This is a genomic window from uncultured Brachyspira sp. (assembly GCF_910578695.1).
Lineage (GTDB): Bacteria > Spirochaetota > Brachyspiria > Brachyspirales > Brachyspiraceae > Brachyspira.
The window spans coordinates 15,111-36,177 of the sequence record NZ_CAJTQJ010000022.1 but is presented as its reverse complement, the minus strand read 5'-3'; the positions used below and the strand labels follow the sequence as shown (position 1 = coordinate 36,177).

General features: G+C 25.6%; 14 protein-coding genes and 2 pseudogenes. 9 read left to right on the top strand and 7 right to left on the bottom strand.

What is annotated here, in order from left to right:
- From QZ288_RS07375 to QZ288_RS07355, 5 genes and pseudogenes are all read left to right on the top strand, one after another.
- Positions 1-393: pseudogene (locus QZ288_RS07375) on the top strand (ATPase); the annotation flags it as partial.
- A 387-nt stretch (positions 394-780) separates the two neighbouring features.
- Positions 781-2,040 (top strand): phosphoribosylamine--glycine ligase, encoded by a 1,260-nt coding sequence (purD, locus tag QZ288_RS07370; RefSeq protein ID WP_295157096.1) that lies wholly within the window; start codon positions 781-783, stop codon positions 2,038-2,040.
- A 606-nt stretch (positions 2,041-2,646) separates the two neighbouring features.
- Positions 2,647-4,263 (top strand): peptide ABC transporter substrate-binding protein, encoded by a 1,617-nt coding sequence (locus QZ288_RS07365; protein ID WP_295157094.1) that lies wholly within the window; start codon positions 2,647-2,649, stop codon positions 4,261-4,263.
- A 22-nt stretch (positions 4,264-4,285) separates the two neighbouring features.
- Entirely contained in the window at positions 4,286-5,887 is a 1,602-nt protein-coding gene (locus QZ288_RS07360; protein ID WP_295157092.1) for a peptide ABC transporter substrate-binding protein, read from the top strand.
- A 365-nt stretch (positions 5,888-6,252) separates the two neighbouring features.
- On the top strand, positions 6,253-6,705 hold the full coding sequence (locus QZ288_RS07355; RefSeq protein ID WP_295157089.1) for a GNAT family N-acetyltransferase: 453 nt from the start codon (positions 6,253-6,255) through the stop codon (positions 6,703-6,705).
- 90 nt (positions 6,706-6,795) lie between these two features.
- Here the strand turns inward: QZ288_RS07355 and QZ288_RS07350 are convergent, their stop codons facing one another.
- The 3 genes from QZ288_RS07350 to QZ288_RS07340 form a co-directional block, all read right to left on the bottom strand.
- Positions 6,796-7,671 (bottom strand): hypothetical protein, encoded by an 876-nt coding sequence (locus QZ288_RS07350; RefSeq protein ID WP_295157086.1) that lies wholly within the window; start codon positions 7,669-7,671, stop codon positions 6,796-6,798.
- 79 nt (positions 7,672-7,750) lie between these two features.
- Positions 7,751-8,680, bottom strand: coding sequence for a sigma-70 family RNA polymerase sigma factor (locus QZ288_RS07345; RefSeq protein ID WP_295157083.1), 930 nt, complete (start codon positions 8,678-8,680; stop codon positions 7,751-7,753).
- 85 nt (positions 8,681-8,765) lie between these two features.
- Positions 8,766-10,199 carry a hypothetical protein gene (locus QZ288_RS07340; protein WP_295157081.1) on the bottom strand — a complete coding sequence of 478 codons (1,434 nt, stop codon included), beginning with the start codon at positions 10,197-10,199 and terminating at the stop codon, positions 8,766-8,768.
- Positions 10,200-10,549: 350 nt separating this feature from the next.
- Between QZ288_RS07340 and QZ288_RS07335 the strand changes: the two genes are divergently transcribed.
- Positions 10,550-10,978 carry a PepSY-like domain-containing protein gene (locus QZ288_RS07335; RefSeq protein ID WP_295157078.1) on the top strand — a complete coding sequence of 143 codons (429 nt, stop codon included), beginning with the start codon at positions 10,550-10,552 and terminating at the stop codon, positions 10,976-10,978.
- Between the two features lie 124 nt (positions 10,979-11,102).
- Here QZ288_RS07335 and QZ288_RS07330 read toward each other — a convergent pair whose 3' ends face one another.
- The 3 genes and pseudogenes from QZ288_RS07330 to recF all read right to left on the bottom strand — a co-directional run bounded on the left by QZ288_RS07330 (position 11,103) and on the right by recF (position 13,701).
- Positions 11,103-12,083 carry a Gfo/Idh/MocA family oxidoreductase gene (locus tag QZ288_RS07330; RefSeq protein WP_295157075.1) on the bottom strand — a complete coding sequence of 327 codons (981 nt, stop codon included), beginning with the start codon at positions 12,081-12,083 and terminating at the stop codon, positions 11,103-11,105.
- Positions 12,084-12,180: 97 nt separating this feature from the next.
- Positions 12,181-12,401, bottom strand: a pseudogene (locus QZ288_RS07325) (IS1595 family transposase); the annotation flags it as partial.
- Between the two features lie 232 nt (positions 12,402-12,633).
- On the bottom strand, positions 12,634-13,701 hold the full coding sequence (gene recF, locus QZ288_RS07320) for a DNA replication and repair protein RecF (protein ID WP_295157073.1): 1,068 nt from the start codon (positions 13,699-13,701) through the stop codon (positions 12,634-12,636).
- Positions 13,702-13,898: 197 nt separating this feature from the next.
- On the opposite strand from recF, the gene mfd reads away from it, so the two are divergent.
- The 3 genes from mfd to QZ288_RS07305 all read left to right on the top strand — a co-directional run bounded on the left by mfd (position 13,899) and on the right by QZ288_RS07305 (position 20,422).
- Positions 13,899-17,621, top strand: a complete 3,723-nt coding sequence (gene mfd / locus QZ288_RS07315; RefSeq protein WP_295157070.1) for a transcription-repair coupling factor — start codon at positions 13,899-13,901, stop codon at positions 17,619-17,621.
- Positions 17,622-17,823: 202 nt separating this feature from the next.
- Positions 17,824-18,585: a hypothetical protein gene (locus QZ288_RS07310; protein WP_295157067.1), complete on the top strand. Its 762-nt coding sequence runs from the start codon at positions 17,824-17,826 to the stop codon at positions 18,583-18,585.
- A gap of 244 nt (positions 18,586-18,829) precedes the next feature.
- Positions 18,830-20,422: a helix-turn-helix domain-containing protein gene (locus tag QZ288_RS07305; protein ID WP_295157065.1), complete on the top strand. Its 1,593-nt coding sequence runs from the start codon at positions 18,830-18,832 to the stop codon at positions 20,420-20,422.
- 15 nt (positions 20,423-20,437) lie between these two features.
- Here QZ288_RS07305 and QZ288_RS07300 read toward each other — a convergent pair whose 3' ends face one another.
- A complete protein-coding gene (locus QZ288_RS07300) occupies positions 20,438-21,052 on the bottom strand; it encodes a DUF1318 domain-containing protein (protein ID WP_295157062.1) in 615 nt (204 codons plus the stop codon).
- Positions 21,053-21,067 lie beyond the last annotated feature (15 nt).

Below are 21,067 nucleotides of genomic sequence, written 5' to 3'. Positions count from 1 at the left end.
AGCATAGATGATATTAAGAAAAATAAAATACTATCTTGGATTGACTTTTTTACAGCAAAAGATTTTAATGATGATGAAAAAGATAAACTAAAGGAGGCTAATAACATAATGTCTAAAGTTATAGATAAATATGAAAGATTTATATCGAGTAAAGAAGAGATGGAAGTTTATAATGCTAGAGATGCTTTTTTATACGGACAAACAGTTATGTTAGAATATGAGAGGGAAGAAGGAAAAAAGGAAGGCATAGAAATAGGTTTTCAACAAGGAATAGAGAAAGGAATAGAAAAAGAAAAATATTCATTAGCTAGAAATATGAAAAAAGAGAATATGGACATTAATCTTATATCTAAACTTACAGGTTTAAGTTTAGATGAGATAGAAAAGCTTTAATTTAAAAAAATATTTTTTAAGCTATAAACGAGCAGCTAATAAACAGCAAAGCTGGTTATTAGCTAATTTAAAGCGAGTTTATAGCTAGCAATAATAAAAGAAATAAAAAACTTGTGAGTGCCTGACATTCAGAGAATGGCAGAGTTTTTAAAAATAATAATAAAAAAGCGAGCCGAAGCCAGCAAATAAATTTATTTATTTGCTTATTATAGGCGTAGGCGAGTATAGTAATATATAAAAAGTTTATAGCTAGCAATAATAAATATAAAAGTTATAATAATATTTGTATCAAAATATATAAAAATAATAAAAAATGACGAGCGTCTATCAAGTTATTTATATGCTTGTAACAGCGAGTGATTTTTTATAAATAAAAGGAATAAAAATATGAAAATACTAGTTATAGGTTCAGGTGCAAGAGAACATGCTATTTGTAATAATTTAAGTAAAAATGATAAAGTTATAAAAATATATTGTGCTTCAGGAAATGCAGGAACAGCTAAAGAAAAAAAATGTGAAAATGTAAAAATTTCAACTATAGATGAGATTTTAAATTTTGCTGAAAAAGAAAAAATAGATTTAACCATTGTAGGAAGCGAAGAAATGCTTGTATATGGAATAGTAGATAAATTTGAAGAGAAAGGACTTAAAATATTCGGACCTAATAAACAGGCTGCTGTACTTGAAGGTTCTAAGGCTTATGCTAAAAATTTTATGAAAAAATACTCAATTAAAACTGCTGAATATGAAGTATTTACAGACTATAATAAAGCTAATGAATATTTAAATAAATGCAGCTATCCAATAGTTATAAAAGCTAGCGGACTTGCTTTAGGCAAAGGTGTCTTAATATGCCAAAGCAAACAAGAAGCTCAAAATACATTAGAAGATATAATGATAAAAAAAATATTTAAAGAGGCTGGAGATGAAGTTGTAATTGAAGAGTTTTTAGAAGGAGCTGAGGCATCTATACTTTCTATAACCGACAGTAATATAATAATTCCTTTCATATCTGCTAAAGATCATAAAAAAGCAGGGGATAATGATACAGGAAATAATACAGGCGGAATGGGGGTTATTGCTCCAAATCCTTATTACACAAAAGAGGCGGAAGAACTATTTATTAAAGATATATTAGAACCTACACTTAAAGGCATAAAATCAGAAAAAATGTCTTTTTCAGGAATAATATTCTTTGGTATTATGATAACTAAAAAAGGCGTATATTTACTTGAATATAATGTAAGAATGGGAGACCCTGAAACGCAGGCTGTACTTCAGCTTTTAGAAACAGACTATTTATCTATTATAGAATCAGCAATGAAAAGGGATTTATCAAATTTAAATATCAAATGGAAGAATAAACATGCATGCTGTGTTGTAATGGCTTCAGGAGGATATCCTGCATCATATAATAAAGGCTATAAGATAGAAGGTATAGATAAAATAAAAGGACAGTGTTTTATTGCTGGTGCTAAATTAGATGAAAATAATAATATCATTACAGACGGAGGACGAGTTCTTAATGTTGTTAATATTGATGATACTTTAGAAGAGGCAAGAAAACTTACTTATGCTGACATAGAAAAAATAGATTTTAAAGATAAATATTACAGAAAAGATATAGGACTAATAAAATATTTATAAAATTATTAAATACTTATAATATTTTTATATAATAAAAAGATTGATTAAACTTTTTATTTAAAATTCCGTCCATATATTTACTGCCTATTTCAGAATTGATAATCATTATATTTTTTGTAATTATAACTGCCATATTTAAATTTTATTAAAATCTATAATATTATTACCGCATACAAAATGCGGAACAAAATTTTAAATATAAATTAATTAATAATAGCATATACATTATATAAAAAATATTTTATTAACTATGCATTGATATATATAAAAATTGATATAATAAAAACTTGAGCTGATATGCTTTTTTGTTTTAATAATAATGAAAAATAGAAATTTTATATTTTTAACAGTAAATAAATATGTGTGTTATGTTAGGCAGCATATAATAATAAAATAATTGTTTAACTAATATTGAGTTATTAAAGATAATTGAATTATATTAGGGATAATAAAAAAATCATACAAAAATTAAATTTTATAGCCTTTATAATAATAATTGCCTAAAAATCACATTTATAAAATACAAAAAAACACTATTGAAATAAAATATTATAAACTATATACTCAAAATATAATATGATAAAATATTATTTACGGATAATAATTATGAAAAAATATATCCTAATAACTATATGCTTTATATGCATAATTTCATGTCAGAAAATTGAAAACACTAATAATAATCAATTAAATAAATATCATTCATTAAAAATTAATGTTGGAGAAAAGCCGTATATTATGGATCATAGCATTAATGTTTCTTCAGATACATTAGTATATTTAAATCATATATTTGAAGGATTAGTACAAAAAGATAAATACGGAAAAATAATTCCTGCAGCAGCTAAAAGCTGGAGTATAAGCAGCGACGGTCTTGTATATACATTTAATATTAGAAATGATGCATATTGGTCTGACGGAAAGCCGCTTACTGCAGAGGATTTTGTTTATTCTTTTAGAAGATTATTTGATACTAATACTGAAAGTAAATTAGCGTATCAATATAGCGTAATAAAAAATTCTAAAGAGATTAATAATGGAAATATGGAATCAAGATATCTTGGAGTATATGCTATAGATGATTATACTTTAGAAATTACTTTAGATATACCTATAACTTATTTTTTGGAGATTTTAGCTCATCCTGCTTTTTACCCTTTAAGAGAGGACATAATAAAACTATACGGAACTAATTGGGCTTACAAATCTGAAACTTTTATTGGAAACGGTCCTTTTAAGATTGCTGAAATGAAATTAGATGATTATATTATTATGGAAAAAAATTCATACTACTATAATAGAAATGAAATCATACCAAGCAGGTTAGAGTTTATATTAAAAAATGATCCTGAGTATTCTGTAAATGCTGTGAAAAAAGGAGTTTTACATTTTTCTAAAAGCTTCCCAATAGAAAATATAAAAGAGTTGAAAGAACAAGGATATATATATAATGCTCCGAAAATATCAACATATTTTTATTTCATCAATACTACAAATCAAGTATTATCTGATGTAAATGTAAGAAAAGCTTTATCGCTTGCTATAGATAGAAATTACATAGTTGAGAATATTACAAAAGGCGGAGAGATGCCTGCTTCAGGATTTATTCCATACGGAGTACCTTGTTTCTTTGGAGATTTTAGAGGTAACGGAGAAGAATATATAGATATTAATAAAGAGAATTATAAAAATAATGTCAGTGAAGCTAAAAAACTTATGATGCTTGCGGGATATCCCAATGGTAATGGATTTCCTATTATGACTTTTAAAACAGGTTATGGAATAAATGCCAATATATTTAAAGCTGTAACAAAAATGTGGAAAGAAAATTTAGGAATTAATGTATTGATAGAAGAATTAGAATCTGCAGACCTATTTATGGAAAGATTTAACAAAAATTTTGAACTTGCAAGCGGAGGCTGGAACGGTGATTTTAATGATGCTATCAATTTTCTTCAGGTTTTCTTAAGTTATTCTCCAAATAATAATAGTTTATACAGCAATAAAAGATATGATGATCTAATAAAAACAGCTGCATCAATTACAAACTCACAGCATAGAATGATGGCTATGCATAAAGCTGAAGAATTACTTATATCTGATATGGTAATGATACCAATATATTTTTCAAGCGAACCAATATTAGTATATCCAAAATTAAAAGGCGTACAATATGATTCTATGGGGCAGCATAATTTTTTCAAAGCTTATATAGAAAATTAATATTAATAGGAGACAAAAAATTATGAAGAAAATATTTATTATATTTATAATCTCTATATTATTTATAGTATCATGTTCAAACAAAAAATCATCAGAAGACGGCATATCTATATTTATTAATACAGGACCTGAACCGAATACTATAGATCCTAGTATAAATGTTATTTCGGATACTGTATTTTATTTAATACATGCATTTGAAGGTTTAGTAGAAAAAGATGAAAATGGTAAATTAACAGCTGCTGCTGCAGAGAGCTGGGATATAAGCGATGACGGACTTATATATACTTTTAAACTTAGGACAAATGCAAAATGGACAGACAGAAAACCTGTTGTAGCAGATGATTTTGTATATTCTTGGCAGAGAGTTGTTGATCCTAATTCAGGAAGTCAATACAGCTATCAGCATGAGCCTGTAAAAAATGCTAAGGAAATAACTGCAGGAATAATGCCTAAAGAGAGTTTAGGAATAAAAGCAATAGATGATTATACTTTGGAAGTTCAATTAGAAGTTCCTGCTGCATATTTTTTAGAGCTTTTAAGTTTTCCTACTTTTTATCCGTTAAGAAAAGATATTATAGAAGAGTACAAAGATAAATGGACTTTAAATGCTGATACCTATATAGGAAACGGGGCTTTCAAACTTATAGAGAGAAATAGAGATCAAAGTCTCGTAATGATAAAAAATACTAATTATTGGAATATAGATACAATAGTACCTAATAAAATTACATTTGTGCTTATGGAAAATGAAACTGCTTCTGTAGCCGGAGTAAAATCAGGTTCTTTGCATTTTGCAAGATCATTTCCAAGACAGGATATTAAAACTTTACAAAATGAAGGACTTATAGTTATTAAGCCTAGAATATCATCATATTATTACTGCTTGAATTTAACTAATAATATATTCAAAGATGTAAGAGTAAGAAGAGCTTTATCGCTTGCTATAGACAGAAACTATATAGTAGAACAGATAACAATGGGAGGAGAAAAGCCTGCAGGAGCATTAGTTCCATACGGAATATCAGATTATGAGGGCGACTTTAGAGAGAATGCAGGAGAATATATAGATATAAGCAAAGAAGGGTATGATAAAAATGTTGAAGAGGCTAAAAGATTAATGGCTGAGGCAGGATATCCTAATGGTGAAAATTTTCATGTTATTGAATTCAAATCTGACCCCGGAATACATATAAAAATATTTGAAGCTGTTCAGCAGATGTGGAAAGAAAATCTTGGAATCGACACAGCTTTAACTCAGGAAGAATGGGCTGTATTTTTGCAGACAAGATATGACAGAAATATCACAGCAGCAAGAGGAGCATGGAACGGAGATTTTGATGATCCTATAAACTTTATGACTTTATGCATAAGTTATTCTCCTAATAATTACAGCGTTTATAGTAATAAGGCTTATGATGATATGATAAATCAGGTTATGCTTTCAGGAGATAATAAGTTTAGAATGGAAACTATGCATAAAGCAGAGGAAATGCTTATGAGAGAAGAAGCTATAATACCTATATACTATTATACAGAACCTTTGCTTGTATCTCCAAAACTTAAAGGTGTTTATTATGATTCTTTAGGATTTCATAAATTCCATCGATGTTATTTAGAATAATTTAATAAAATGATAGGCTGGTTTATTATTTTGCCAGCCTATTTTTTATAATATTTAAATCCAAAAAATATGCATTATATAATAGTACTAATTAATACATATTATAATAGATATAAAAATTAATATTTTTGGGGCTGTCCTAGATAACTTATATTTGTTAAAATTTAGGTATTAAATGCACGCCTTTGGTGTTAAATAAAGAAAAACAATTAAAATTAATATAACATTTTGCCGCACAGTCCTAGTAAAAATTAATAAAATAACAGCTTCTTATTATTTTTTAAGATTAAGAGAATTAATATTTGAATACCCCTTGATTTTTATATAATATTAAAATATCATAAATAATAAAAAGGCGAGGCAAAATGAAAATATATGAAATTGAAGATAGAAACAGCAAAATAATAGATGAATTATATATTTTATGGGAAAAGTCTGTAAGAGCAACGCATTTATTTTTAAAAGAAGATGATATTATCAATATATCAAAATATGTAAAAAAATATTTAATAGATATAAAGCATTTAATAATTGCAGAGATAGAAAATAATATAATAGGATTTATAGGAACTGAAAATAAAAAATTAGAAATGCTTTTTCTGTCTCCTGAAATTATAGGGAAATCAATAGGCAGAAAATTAATAGAATATGCAGTTAAAAATTATGATATTAAAGAAGTATCAGTTAATGAGCAAAATATAAATGCATATAATTTTTATAAGTATATGGGATTTGAAGCCTATAAAAGAGATGAATATGATAGTCTTGGAAATAATTTTCCTATTATACATATGAAGCTTAATAAAAATAAAAGTTAATAAATTAATAAAAGTAATAAAAAAATTAATAAAAAAAGCCCCGATATTTTTATAATATCAGAGCTTTTATTATCAAAATAAATATTTATTCTATTGTAATGTTACAACATAATTCCATTGAGGAACAGGATATCTTGATGCTTTTCCAACTACTCTGCCATTAGCATCTGTAATTTCTACCTCAGCATATAATAAATATCTTCCTCTAGGCAGATAATTTCCCCTTGCTGAAGTTCTTCCTGCAAAGTAGAATTGTGTTTGTGCCTGACCATCTAGCACATATATTTTAGGCAAATAGAATACTAAATCTCTGCTTAATATATTATAATTATTATCAACTCTTCTAGCATATACTCTTATTTTTGCATATTTGCCTTCTGCAGGAGATTTTGCTGCTAAAGTTACTAATAGAGGATTATTTCTAGTAGCTACAAATCTGTCATTATAATTTATAATGAATTGGCTTATTCTTACATTAGTGCTGTAAGAAACTGTATCAGTCATATCAGCTGTATTATTATCAGGTCTTAGAGTATTAGAACTTGTTACCAAAACAGAATTTTCAGTATTATATGTATAAGCAGAACTTCCGCTATTATTTGGCTTTGGAGGATTCGGTATATCAGGTATATCATTATTATTTTCTGCTTCATATAATCCGCTTCCTGAAAGATTAATAGATGAATCTTTATCCATCGGCTTAATATTAGTATCATCATCAGGCAGTATAGTATTATTAGTAGCTAAAAAATCTTTTTCTTCAGGAGTTATATCATCTCCGAATATATCATCTGTAGTTATAATATCATCAGTCATATTATTAGTTTCAGTATCTCCGAAATCTAAAATAGGTATATTATTAGAACTTAATATACTTCTAGCAATAAAAAAACCGGCAGTTAAAATTACAAGCAATATTACTATTATGATTATAGGCTTTAATTTTGATTTCATTTCATTAGACATAATTTTCCATCCATGATTTTAAATTATTATATTAACTTTTCGGTAAAAATATAAATTGTTTAATAAAAAAATATACAAATTAATCCCATAAAAAACTTTTTAATTCTTTTGATAAATTAAGTCCTGCAAGTTTTTTTATAGCTTTTATCTGTATTTGTCTAACTCTTTCTCTGGTGATATTTAATTCTTTTCCTGTATCTTCAAGAGTTTTTGCCTCTTTTCCGTATAAGCCGTATCTTGAAATAATAACAGTTCTTTCTTTTTCATCTAAACATTTTAAAGCTTCTGTCAATGTATCTTTTAAACTATCCATAAATGCTTTTTGATGAGGGGAAGGAAAATTTTTATCTTCTATAATTGCTGTCATATCATTATTATCAGAATTTTTAAAAAATGAATCTACACTGGTTGTATCCTGAGTAAACATCATTATATATGATAAAGTTTTTCTGTCTATTTTCATTTCTTTTGCTACTTCATCTATTGTAGGATCTCTGCCTAATTTCTGCGTAAGCGATTTGGAAGTCTGCATACTTTTTTTTATCAGTCTGGCTATATGCATAGGAAACCGTATTATATATCTTTTGCTTGAAATTTCTTTTACTATGCTTTGCTTTATCCACCAAACACCATAAGTAGAAAATTTAAATCCTTTTTTATATTCAAATCTTTTTACAGCCTCTATAAGTCCTATATTGCCTTCATCTATAATATCAATGAAAGGAACTCCGCTGTTATAATATCTCTTTGCTATGCTTATTACAAGCCTCAAATTAGATTTTACTAATTTATGCTGTATAGAATCTATTTCTTTATCAATAATTTCTATTTTTTTTAAAGACGCCTCATCATTATTATTTTCTAATGATGCTCTATCCTCTCGGCAAACTTCAAGACGCTGCCATAAATCAAGTTCTTCTTCTTTAGTGAGTCTTCTTATTTCGCCTATTTGCTTTAAATATACGCTAACAGAACCTTTATACTCTTGATTAATATCTTTTTTTAACAATCACTTTTTCCTGAAATAAAAAAATACTACTATAGTGTATAATATTTTTTTAAACTGTCAAGCATAATAAATATATAATTTGATATTATAAAGGACAGTCATATATAGAAGCATTTCTAACATTTTCTAAATACTTTACAAATATATAAAAAATTATAGGGTCTAATTTAGTAGAATAAGCTAAGAAATTATCATACATATATTTTATTACCGAATTAGCAATATTCTCATTAATTTTTTTAGAGGCATCAATATATAAGCTGTCATAAGAATCTGCTATTTCCAAACACTTAGCCGGAAAATATGATAAAGCAATTAAAGCATTAATATCATTAGGATCATAAGTTAATATATTTTTTATATTATTTACATTCTTATTTTGAAATCGTTTATTATACATATTTGTAAATATACCATAACCTTCGCCGAAATATTCATGATGAAGTCCTACAGTAGTGTATATACATTGATTTTGTGCTATACAATATTTAAGAAAATTAAAGCCTAATATTGAATGAGCATCTCCTTCATTATTACTTATAATAGGTATATTAGTAAGCTGTACGCCGAGTGCTACATCATGCAAAAGTGCTGCTCTGGCATAATACTTTATTTCATTTCTTTCTATTTTTCTAAGTCCTGCTTTTGAATATGTCTCTATTTTACCAGACCCTAATAAATTATATTTATTTCCCAATTTATCATAAAAATCATAATATTTTTTATCATAATCTGCTCTCAATTTTGATGCGACGCCTCTTGATACTTCTTTATTATAATAATATAAAAATTCTACCATCATAATAAATACTCTGTTGCTATGAGATATTATATTATCATCGCTAAATGACGCAATATTATCATATATATTATTAGTTTCATACTCTTTTTCTAAAATATCAACTATTGTGCCTATTATATCTGCAAAAATATGATCATCTTTTTTTACATTCCCATAATTTTTCAGATTTTGTATATTATTATTTTTTATATAATTTAAATGATATAAAAAATCTATTTTTTCTATAATGCCGATATCAGTTAAAATATCTCCTATTAATTTTGCTAATTTAGTATTTATTTTATTTAATGCTTGAAACTCCTTTAATTTATTGAATTGTTCTTTAAGATAATTTATTCTTTCTTTATTTCTCATTGATATGATTTTATCAAAATGATAATGGTAATATTCATTATCTATATTAAATTTGCAGTTTTTAAAAAATGAATAAAAAATATTAATATCATTTATATCTGCACGCTGTTTATTCAAATCTATAACAACCTGCTTTTCCATTATCTGCACTAATGATTTATCTGCATAGAAACGAAGATTTTTTATATATTCTGTATTTTTTAATGCAGATAAAACTTCTTCTATTTTATCATAAGGTATAAAGCTTAATATATTATCCTCATTAATAATGATTATGTTTAATTTCATATTCTTTATATCATCAATATATTGACTTATCTGAGATAAATCGCTTAAAACATATTTTTTAAAATCTACTATCATATAATAATCCGATAAAATTATAGTAAATTTTATTTTATATTATTTTAAATTAATTGCTAGATTATTTTCTTTTTTTATTGATATTTATAGCATTTTTTGTTATATTTGCAATATATTATTAAATTTATATAAATAATTAATAATTAATTTTGATTTTATTATTTATATGATGAAAAAGCTTTTAATTGTGTAAAAAACTATTTTAATTATGACGATATAATTAAAAATAGAAAAATTAAATAAGGTAATACTGCAAATATTATTAAAAAGATATATAATAAATTTAGCAGTAAAGATGATATTATTTATTGATAATATAAAAAATAATAATTAATTTTTATAGATAGAATATGATAAAAAAAATAGTACTTTTATTTTTCATTATAATTACTGCAGTATATGCTGATGATGATATATATATAGCTCCAAATCAGCTTCCAAATAATATACTTCAGTTTGTAAATGCATATTTTCCGAATATTCCTATAATGTATGCAGAAATGGATAGGAAAAAATATGAAATAGTATTGAATAACGGTGTAGAAATAGAGTTCTTTAGAAATGGAGATTTAAAAGAAATAGACGGAAATTATACAGCACTGCCTATTAATATACTTCCCAAACCTGTAGCAAATACAGTTATAAAAACTTATCCTAATACAGTAATAACAAAAATTAAAAAAAAGTGGAATATATATGAAGTGAAGCTTAATAATATGATGGAGCTTTATATAGATTCAAATAATGGACAGCTTTTGGGACAGAAATTTGATGACTAAAAACTTTAATATATGCTTTTTTAATTTATATAATATTATAAATATATATTAAATTGCTAGCTAAAGTTTTATTTAAAACAAAAAAAATACAGCATTAAGTAATTATTACTTATAAAAAACTATTTTATTTTTCAAAAGGGTATTTTATTTTCCAGCTTCTTCTTAAAGTATCCATTATATTCATTACCCTTAAAATATCCTCATGAGGCATTTCCTTACATTCCAGCTTTCCATTATTAATAGCATCAATGCATGAAAATATTTGATATTCATATCCGCTTATCTGTTTAGGTACTTTTATAGTTTTTACAGGCTTTCTTTCAGATGAATAAATAGTAATGCTTTCAGGGTTATTGATATTTTTTACTACAATATATCCTTTATCTCCATTTATAACTCCCTCTCTATTTGTCAATGCTGATATTGAAGAGTTTAATACAGCCATTTTTCCATCTTCAAAAGTTAATGTAATAGAGTTCTGTTCATCTACTCCTTTTCTGGTTTTTATACATGAAGAATCTATTTTACTTATTTTATTTCCAAATACCATTAAAGCAAAATTGATAGTATAAACTCCGACATCAAGCAAAGCTCCTCCTGCTAGTTCAGGCTCTATTAATCTAGGAACTTTATTTATAACATATCCTAAATTAGCAGTTAAAGAAGAAACTTTACCTATGATTCCGCTTTTTACAGCGTCATTAATTATTTGTCTGCTAGGCATATATCTAGTCCAAATAGCTTCTGCCAAAAGTAGTTTTTTCTTCTTAGCAAGTATTAAAACTTCTCTTGCCTGCTTTGTATTAACAGTAAAAGCCTTCTCGCATATAATATGCTTATTATTATTCAGGCATAATTTTATATGTTCATAATGATGAGAATGAGGAGTTGCTATATATACCAAATCAACTTTTTCATCTTTAAGCATTTCCTCATAAGAGCCGTAAAATTTCTTAAATCCGTATTTTTTAGCAAATGATTTACTTTTTTTTATATCTCTGCTTCCTACAGCATAGCATTGAGCTTCTTTAATTTTTGAAATGGTTTCAGCCATTTTTTCTGCGATATTTCCTGTTCCTATAAAGCCTATATTAATTTTTTTCATTATATTATCCATTATAAAAATATTAATTTTTTATATTTTAATCATATTAGAATTTATTGTCAATATTAATTAAAAACTCGGAGGCTTGCCCAGATAACTAAAAAAGCTCCTTTTTTGCTAAATTATACACTATTTCTAATTGTTTTCAACTTTTGGATTATTAAATTGAAATTGACATTCTTTAATAAATAAAAGTGTTCTTTTGGTATTCCATTAAATTTACGCAAATGTCTTTTAGCTTGATTCCAAAAATTCTCAATACCATTAATATGTTTTTTTTTGAGCAAACTTCTTAATGTAATTAATTCTAAAGTGCTGCCGAAGTCTCAGATAAATCTAAAACATCATATACTTTTTCTCTTCAATTAGCATTTATAAAAAAACAGTTTATATAACTTTAAAATTGTAAGCAAATAATTTAACAAAATTGCCGTATCTGATATTTAATTTTATAGTATGAGTATTATTGATTGGTATTATTTTTGTGTAAAATAAAATAATAATATGTGTAAAATAAAATAATAATATATGAAAGATTATTAATAATGTTTTATACAGTAATATTTGCTATATCAAAAACTTTTCCATTTTCAAAGTTTTTAACTTTATCTTTTTCTGTAACAGTAATAAAAACCTGCCCCAAAGTTTTAATATATTCAAGTATGCTGTCTCTTCTTTTATTATCAAGCTCCAGCATAGCATCATCAATAAGCAGAATAGGAGATTTTTTTCTGTATTCTAAAAGTATCTTCTCGCTTGCAAGCTTCATTATCAAAGCGAACATTCTTTTTTCTCCCTGAGATGAGAATTTACGCGATAGTGAATCTTTATAAAAGAATTGATATTCTGCTCTATGTATTCCAAAATAAGTTGTACGCATTTTTATCTGTTCCTGCAATGTATTTTCTAATTTTTTTATATATTCTGCTTCATTAAGCATATCTTCTATAGTAGATAAGTATTTTATGCAGTAGGGATTATCATTATGAAATATGTTTTTATAAATCTCATTCATTTTCTCTTCTAAAATTTTTGAATATTTTTTATTTTCAGATGCTATATAAAGAGATAATTTTGCTATATCATTATTATAAATATATGCTTCATTAGGCTTTGTGTTTATGCATATATTTCTCATTTTTAAAAGCTTATTATATTTTATTAATGCTGATAAATATTCGGCTGAGATTGTTGATATAAGCATATTGAAATAATCCCGTCTTAATTTAGGCTCTCCTATCACTAAATCGGTATCATTTGGCAGGAATATAACATAAAGTACTCTTCCTATTAAATCTTTTCTTGAAGATATTTCTTTTTTATCAATGAATACTTTTTTTATTTTTTTCTGATATGCTATTTCTATATTTGTATCATATTTAAGATTATCTTCCCTTAAAATTCCTCTTAAAAAATAATTATCATTTCCATTTTTGACAAGTTCTTTATCTAATCTTGTTCTAAAAGATACTGCATTTCCAAGCATATATACAGCTTCAAGTATGTTAGTTTTTCCGCTTCCATTATGTCCGTAAAGCACATTAATTTTTTCAGAAAAATTAAATATATTTTCATTGTAGTTTCTAAAAGAACGTATTGTCAGTTCTCTAAGCGTCATTCTATACTATTACCTTTTTTATTTTGATAGTGAAAAATATTATATATTAAAATTATAAAAATAGTACTGTTTTTTATTTATTATAGTTAATGCCTAAATTTTAATTAAATTGATTATTTAGGCTATTGCTATTTAATTGAATAATATTTATTATATATGAAAATTTTCTAATACCGCATATAAATGGTAAAAGCAATATGTATAATAATGAATTGATATATAATGAATTAATTAACAGATTTACAAAAAGCGAAGAATATTCAAATTTTGATATAAAAAATATAAAAAGCATAACAGGACTTAAAGGCGGAAGCGATGCATTATTTTTTGCATCAGTATTTCAGGATAACAGCATATTAATAGTTAAAGAAAATGAAAGTGATGCTATGCTTCTTAGCCAGTCTTTAAATTTTTATAATATACCTAATTACTATTTTCCAGATTATGATACAGTGGCATTTGCAAAAATGTCTCCCATTACTGATATAGCACAGGATAGGATTAATATTTTATATAAATTGATAAATAAAGAAAAATGTATAATTATAACAACTATTAATGCTGTAACTAGAAAAATAGCTTCAAGAAAAGATTTAGAGAAAATTCCAGTGCATTTAAATGTAGGCGGCAAATTGGAATTGGATAATTTCAGACTGACATTATATGATATGGGATATGTTATAGAGAGAGAAGTTTCTGAAAAAGGCACTGCTTCTGTACGAGGCAGTATAATAGATGTATTTTCTGTTGAATATGATAACCCTATTAGAATAGAAATGTTTGATGATGAGATTGAGAGCATAAGATTTTTTAATATTGAAGACGGAAGATCTTTTCAAAGTATTAAAGATATTATTATTTATCCAGTGAGAGAAGTTATTTATAATGATATTCAAGTTGAAGAGTTTATAAATAATAATTCTGATATGAAAGATGAGATTAAAGATAATATAATGAAAAGAAAATATTTTGCAGGAAGTGAAAATCTGCTTTCTATGTTTTATTTTAATTTAGAAACTATATTTGATTATTTTGATTATGGTTATGTATTTATAGATGATGCTTTGAAATTAAAAGCTAAATTAATAAATATTTTAGATATAATAAGAGAAAATTTTAATGATATAGATAATATATTTGATATAATAGGCTCTATTGATAAGCTTTATATTGACAGCAATTATTTTATTGAAATTATAAAAAAGTCTATAAATATATCACCTTTTATAACGGACTCAGATGTATATAAATTTAATTTTTCAGGCGGAGTATCTTTTAAGTCAAGATTAACAGATTTTTTAGATTATGTAAAAGAATATAGGGAAAAAGATTATTTAATTATACTATCTACAGGGCATTATGATCAGTCTAATAGATTCTATGAAATAATGAAAGATTTATCTCCTATAATTATAGCCGCAGAATCGGAAGACAAAAATAATTCTGAAGAAAAAAATGAATTAAAAAAATATAATGTCCAAAAAAAGAATTCAGAAAATATAGAAGATACAAAAGAAAATTATCAAAATATAAATTTAGAAGAAAATACTGAAGATACTGAAAATATTGATAAAGAAGAAATAAAAAATGATTATTCAAAAAATGAAAATAATTTTTATATAATAACAACGCAGTCTTCTTCAGGATTTATAAAAGATGATATCAAAACAATATTTTTAGCGGATTGGGAAGTATTCGGAAGAAAAAGAAAAAAGATTCGTAAGATACCTAAAGTTAATAGGAATTTAATAGAAGTATTTGTAGATTTGAATGTCGGAGATTATGCTGTTCATGTTAATTATGGTATAGGCAGATATTTAGGGCTTACTAGAAAAATGTCTAATGGTAAAGAAAAAGACTATATTACATTGGAGTATGCCAAAGGAGATAAACTTTATATACCTGTAGAGCAGATGAATTTTGTACAGAAGTATATATCAGGACAAGGAGAATCTCCAAAATTGACATTGCTTGGAGGAAGTTCTTGGGATAAAATAAAGAGTAAGGCTAGAGAAGATGCATTGGCTACTGCAAGAGAATTAATAAAACTCTATGCTATAAGGTCTAATATAAGAGGAAATGTTTACGGAACTGATACTCAATGGCAAGATGACTTTGAGGCTTCTTTTAATTATGAGGAGACTGCTGATCAATTAAGAGCTATTAATGATATAAAAGAAGATATGGAAAGCGGTAAAATGATGGATAGGCTTATATGCGGAGATGTTGGTTTTGGAAAGACAGAAGTTGCATTCAGAGCGATATTTAAAGCTATAATGGCAGGCAAGCAATGTGCTATGCTTTGTCCTACAACTATATTATCTCATCAGCATTATAATAATGCAAAAAGCAGATTTGAAGATTTTCCTATAAGAATAGAAGTTTTAAATAGATTTGTAACAAGCAGGCAGGCTAAAAGAAATAAAGAACTTCTTAAAAACGGCTCATGTGATTTGATAGTAGGTACTCATATGCTTTTATCTAAAGATATAGAGTTTAAAAATTTAGGACTTATAGTTATAGATGAAGAGCAGAGATTTGGAGTTAAGCATAAAGAAGCTTTGAAAAGATTAAGGTTAGAAACTGATGTTCTTACGCTTTCGGCTACTCCTATACCTAGAACATTGAATATGGCTTTAACAGGTATTAGAGATATAAGCATAATTGAAACTCCTCCTTTAAATAGAATACCTGTAAAAACTTTTGTTACAGAATTCAGCGAAGATGCAGTTGTCAATGCAATAGAGAGAGAATTAAAAAGAGAAGGACAAATTTTTTATCTCTATAACAGAATAGATACAATAGAATCATTTGCCCTTATGATAAAAAAACTTTGTCCTAAGGCAAGAATATGCGTAGCTCATGGAAGAATGACAGGCAGTCAATTAGAAAAAATAATGGAAGATTTTATAAATTATAAATATGATATTTTGGTTTCTACAACTATAATAGAAAATGGAATAGATATACCTAATGCAAATACCATATTAATAGATAATGCAAATAAATTGGGCTTATCTGAACTTTATCAGTTAAGGGGCAGGGTAGGAAGAAGCGATAGAGAGGCTTATGCTTATATGTTTTATCCCAGCGATTTAGCTCTTACAGAAGTAGCATATAAAAGACTTGAAGCTATATCAGAGCATACAGATCTAGGGGCGGGATTTAAAATAGCTATGCGTGATTTGGAAATAAGAGGGGCTGGAAATATTTTAGGTAAAGAACAGTCCGGAATGATATATCAAGTTGGTTATGAATTATATACTCAAATGCTTGAGGAGGCTGCCAATGAATATAAAGGAGAAATAAAAGAAGTTACATTTGATACTGTTATAGATTTGAAGCATAATTTGTTTATTCCAGATTCTTATATATCAGATTCAAAAGAAAAAATATCGGCTTATAAACTTATAATGCGTTCTCAAAGCAATGAAGATATAGATTATGCAAGAGATTTTATTATAGATAAATACGGAAAACTGCCGAAAGAATTAGAAGACATTTTAGATATTGCTAGAATTAAAGTGATATTAAAAAGGGTAAGAATATTATCTGTTATAGAGGGACAGTACAATATATATATTAAACTTGATAAGCATTCTAAAATAGATACTGATAAGGTTATCAATTTAATAAATACTTCAAATTCAGGAGTATATTTTGATAAGGATAATCTTAATCAATTGATAGTGCCTGTCATATATGAAAAAGAAAATGATTTAGATTGGAAACTTGAAAAAATAAAAAATATTATATTACAAATAGAAGGCGATTTAAACTCAAAAAATAATGAAGAAGATAAAGAAAAAAATAATAAAATGAGTATAGCTGAAGCAAATTTAAAAAATAATAAAAATTCTAAAAAAAGAACATTTTCAAGAAAAACTCCGAAATTAATAAAATTAAATAAAAATAAATAAGAAATAGAAAAGTTATAATAATGTTATGCTTTGAATTGTTGAATTAAATAAAAATTTTAAAGCAATAAAAATTATTATTAAAAATTTACTTGACATATTTTTTAAAATAAGATATGCTTATTTTTATAATCACTAAAATCATTGTAGGGATTGTCGTAAAAATATTTTATGATTAAATTATGATAATTAGAGGAGGCTTTTTATGAAAAAGTTTATTTTATCAGCATTGCTTATTTTTACTTTAAGCACTGCATCATTATTTTCTCAAAATATAGGAGAGCCTACAGGAAATGCATTTTTAGATTATATGCATGGCAGAAATTTATTCGGTATCAATTTCGGACCTACTTTATGGGCAGGCTTATTAGATATAGGTGTCGGATTAATGGAAAGAACTGTACAAGATACAATATCTGATATGGCTGGTAATAATTATATTGATACAAAGCTTAAGCATTATGCTTTTGGATTAGGATTTAGCTATGATTTTGCTCCCCTTAATTTTATGACAGTAGGGCTTGATATAGGTTTTTCTGTAGGTGAAATAAAAATGGATAAATATAATATTAGTTTCAGTACAGTGCCATGGTCTTTGAATGTTAAGTTTTTCTTCCGTAAAAAAGCACCTTTCGGTTTTTTCTTATCTCCTAGAATAGGAGGAACAGCCCTTTCTTTAAGCGGACAGGCTTTGAAAGAAGCAGGATATGCAGATATATATTCTCATGGAGGATTTTATTTTTCACTTGAACTTGGATGGAGGATACAGTTATTTCCTAAAATGGGAGCTAATTGGCCTGTGCAGGTTGGTATAGATATTTCATTATTTGATATAGGTTATTATGTTTCCCCTTGGTCTTCCCCTATATTTGAAAACCCTGAGTTTAGTCAGTTTAAAGATTTTCAGGTATTTTCTAATATAAGGGCTTTAATATTCCCTAGACTTGGAGTTACATTGAGATTCTAAAATATATTTAAAGAAGCCTGTATATATTTTTGTATATGCGGGCTTTTTATTATAATAATATTTTTTAATACAAATTAATAGTTATGTATAAAAACATATTAAAAATTATATATCAGTATAGTTTTAATACATATATAGCTAATAATTAATCATATTTAAAAAAAATGATTTTTTAAATTTTACATACTTGAAATTCTAAATAATTTCTTTATAATAAGTAAAAATAAAAAATAATAGAAAAAATATGATTGATTTTAATTTAAAAGATATTAGAGAAAAAATTTTGAAGCTAACACAAAGCCAATTTGCTAAGATGTTAGGCGTGCGTCAGGATTATATTTCAAGGCTTGAAAGAAATGCTGAGAATATCACTCTTGACTTATTGGATAAGCTTGCAGAAAATACGGGACTTACAATTGATGAACTTACAAAATATAGAAAAAGTTCTTTTGAAAATGAAAATCCGTATCTTTATGAGAAACTTATTGATATACAGTTAATCACTGAAAAAATCAATGGAGAGATAACTGCAGCAGACAAAAAAAATAGTGAAAAAATTTCTGAGATTATAGCTGATATTTATTCCAAAATAGAAGATAGTTTTGATATAATAGTTTATGGAAGATATAGTTCTGGAAAAACTTCATTTATTAATGCTATATTTGATAAAAATATAGATACTAATCCCTATTTGGAAGAAACTAATAATGATGAATATTATTTGCAAGATGATTCAAAATTATTTAGAATTATTGAGTATAAGGAAAATGTACTTGATACAAGAAAATATAATAATCAGAATATGTTTATTTATTTATGCGATATAAATGCATTTTCTCAGGAAGATATTACAAATATAAATGCACTTGCTAATTTTACTGATGATTTTAATAATATTTTTATAATATTCTCAAAAGCTAATATTTTTGATGAAAATGAACTGGATAATGTTATAGATAAAAAATTCAATTCATTAAAAAACTTTATAGAGCAGTCAAATAATATTAAAAAAATAGATTATGATAGTTTAAGAAAAAGATTTTTTCCTTTTTCAATTAATAATACAAAGTTAGTTAAGCAAATTAAAGATGATTTTTATGAAAATATAAAATATGCTTACTATAATAGAATATTAGAAAATATTAATTACACTTTAGAGATTATAGACAATAAAAATAATTTCCAAGAAAATGACAAATTAGAAATAAATATCAATAAAATAAAAATTACAGTAAAAGAATCATTTAATGAAATATATAAAAATATTCTAAATATAGATAGAATTATTCAGGCTATTGATGATAATAATGTATATAGAAAAAAAGATGATATCAAAGTATTATGCAATAGTATAAATTTACATCTTGATACAAATCTTTATAATATGCTTCATATAACACAAGAAGATTTTAATTCTAAAGATATTAATGACTCTAATAAGATAAAAACAAATTTAATAAATGCATCTATAGGAATAATACCTCAATTTAATTTATTAAAAAAGAGCAATATGAAGATAATAAATATTGTTGGAGTATCTTTAACATTTCTTCCAAGCATTGTATTTATACTATCAGGCTTTATGTCTTTTTCTGGAAATTGGAAAAAAACACTTTCAAAAAAAGTTATAAAAGCTTATGAAGAAGAAAATATAGTATCAAAATATAATAAAACTATAGATGAATATTTTAATAATTATCTTTATAATATAAAGCAAATAGACAGTAAGACAAAAGAAGTTTTAAAATATGAAGAAGATGCTAAAATGTATAAAAATATAAAGCAGATATTAACTAATTTTTCTTCTTATATAGAAGTTCAAAAGAATAAAAAATAATGGCTGTTATTTTTATCATTTGTTAGTATTATTAGTATATACTATCCAAGTGCTGTCAGGTAATTGATAATATGAATTATCTATAAGTTTTTGTATATTTCTTCTATATAATGCTGTTTCAATTTCTTTAATATTAGCCATACTGAGTTTAGGGTCTGACAGTATTAAATATTCTGCTATAGTTCTTCTATCTGAGTTTTCTTTTTCCATTATTTCTTTTATATATTTTATTCTCTCTTCGCTGTATGTATTTTTAGGTTTTGAAATATCAAAAGCTATATATGATAAATACCCTCCGTTATTTTCACCTATATAATAATTAGTTTTATATAAATTAATTTCATCTTGATTAAACATACTTCTAATAAGAGCCTCTTTATATCCTTGAGCTAATTCATCAGAAACATTAGTGCTTACCATAATAAGATTTAAGTCTTCATCGCTGGAAAGAGTGGATATTTGATATGCACTTTCATCTATCTGCCTGTATCTTCCCAATACTTGAGCTTCTATTAATGTTTTTCCTCCCAAAACACGCATCTCAGGCTCCTGAACTAATATAAGTTTTGAACAGCCTGTAATAATAAATATAAAAATGATTAAAGCAAAAATCATATTATAAAACTTCATAAAATCTCCTATAAA

Excerpts from the sequence above, each read along its gene's own strand:
- purD (WP_295157096.1), top strand. The coding sequence starts at position 781 with ATGAAAATACTAGTTATAGGTTCAGGTGCAAGAGAACATGCTATTTGT.
- QZ288_RS07365 (WP_295157094.1), top strand. The coding sequence starts at position 2,647 with ATGAAAAAATATATCCTAATAACTATATGCTTTATATGCATAATTTCA.
- QZ288_RS07360 (WP_295157092.1), top strand. The coding sequence starts at position 4,286 with ATGAAGAAAATATTTATTATATTTATAATCTCTATATTATTTATAGTA.
- QZ288_RS07355 (WP_295157089.1), top strand. The coding sequence starts at position 6,253 with ATGAAAATATATGAAATTGAAGATAGAAACAGCAAAATAATAGATGAA.
- QZ288_RS07350 (WP_295157086.1), bottom strand. The coding sequence starts at position 7,671 with ATGTCTAATGAAATGAAATCAAAATTAAAGCCTATAATCATAATAGTA.
- QZ288_RS07340 (WP_295157081.1), bottom strand. The coding sequence starts at position 10,199 with ATGATAGTAGATTTTAAAAAATATGTTTTAAGCGATTTATCTCAGATA.
- QZ288_RS07335 (WP_295157078.1), top strand. The coding sequence starts at position 10,550 with ATGATAAAAAAAATAGTACTTTTATTTTTCATTATAATTACTGCAGTA.
- QZ288_RS07330 (WP_295157075.1), bottom strand. The coding sequence starts at position 12,083 with ATGAAAAAAATTAATATAGGCTTTATAGGAACAGGAAATATCGCAGAA.
- recF (WP_295157073.1), bottom strand. The coding sequence starts at position 13,701 with ATGACGCTTAGAGAACTGACAATACGTTCTTTTAGAAACTACAATGAA.
- mfd (WP_295157070.1), top strand. The coding sequence starts at position 13,899 with ATGTATAATAATGAATTGATATATAATGAATTAATTAACAGATTTACA.
- QZ288_RS07310 (WP_295157067.1), top strand. The coding sequence starts at position 17,824 with ATGAAAAAGTTTATTTTATCAGCATTGCTTATTTTTACTTTAAGCACT.
- QZ288_RS07305 (WP_295157065.1), top strand. The coding sequence starts at position 18,830 with ATGATTGATTTTAATTTAAAAGATATTAGAGAAAAAATTTTGAAGCTA.
- QZ288_RS07300 (WP_295157062.1), bottom strand. The coding sequence starts at position 21,052 with ATGAAGTTTTATAATATGATTTTTGCTTTAATCATTTTTATATTTATT.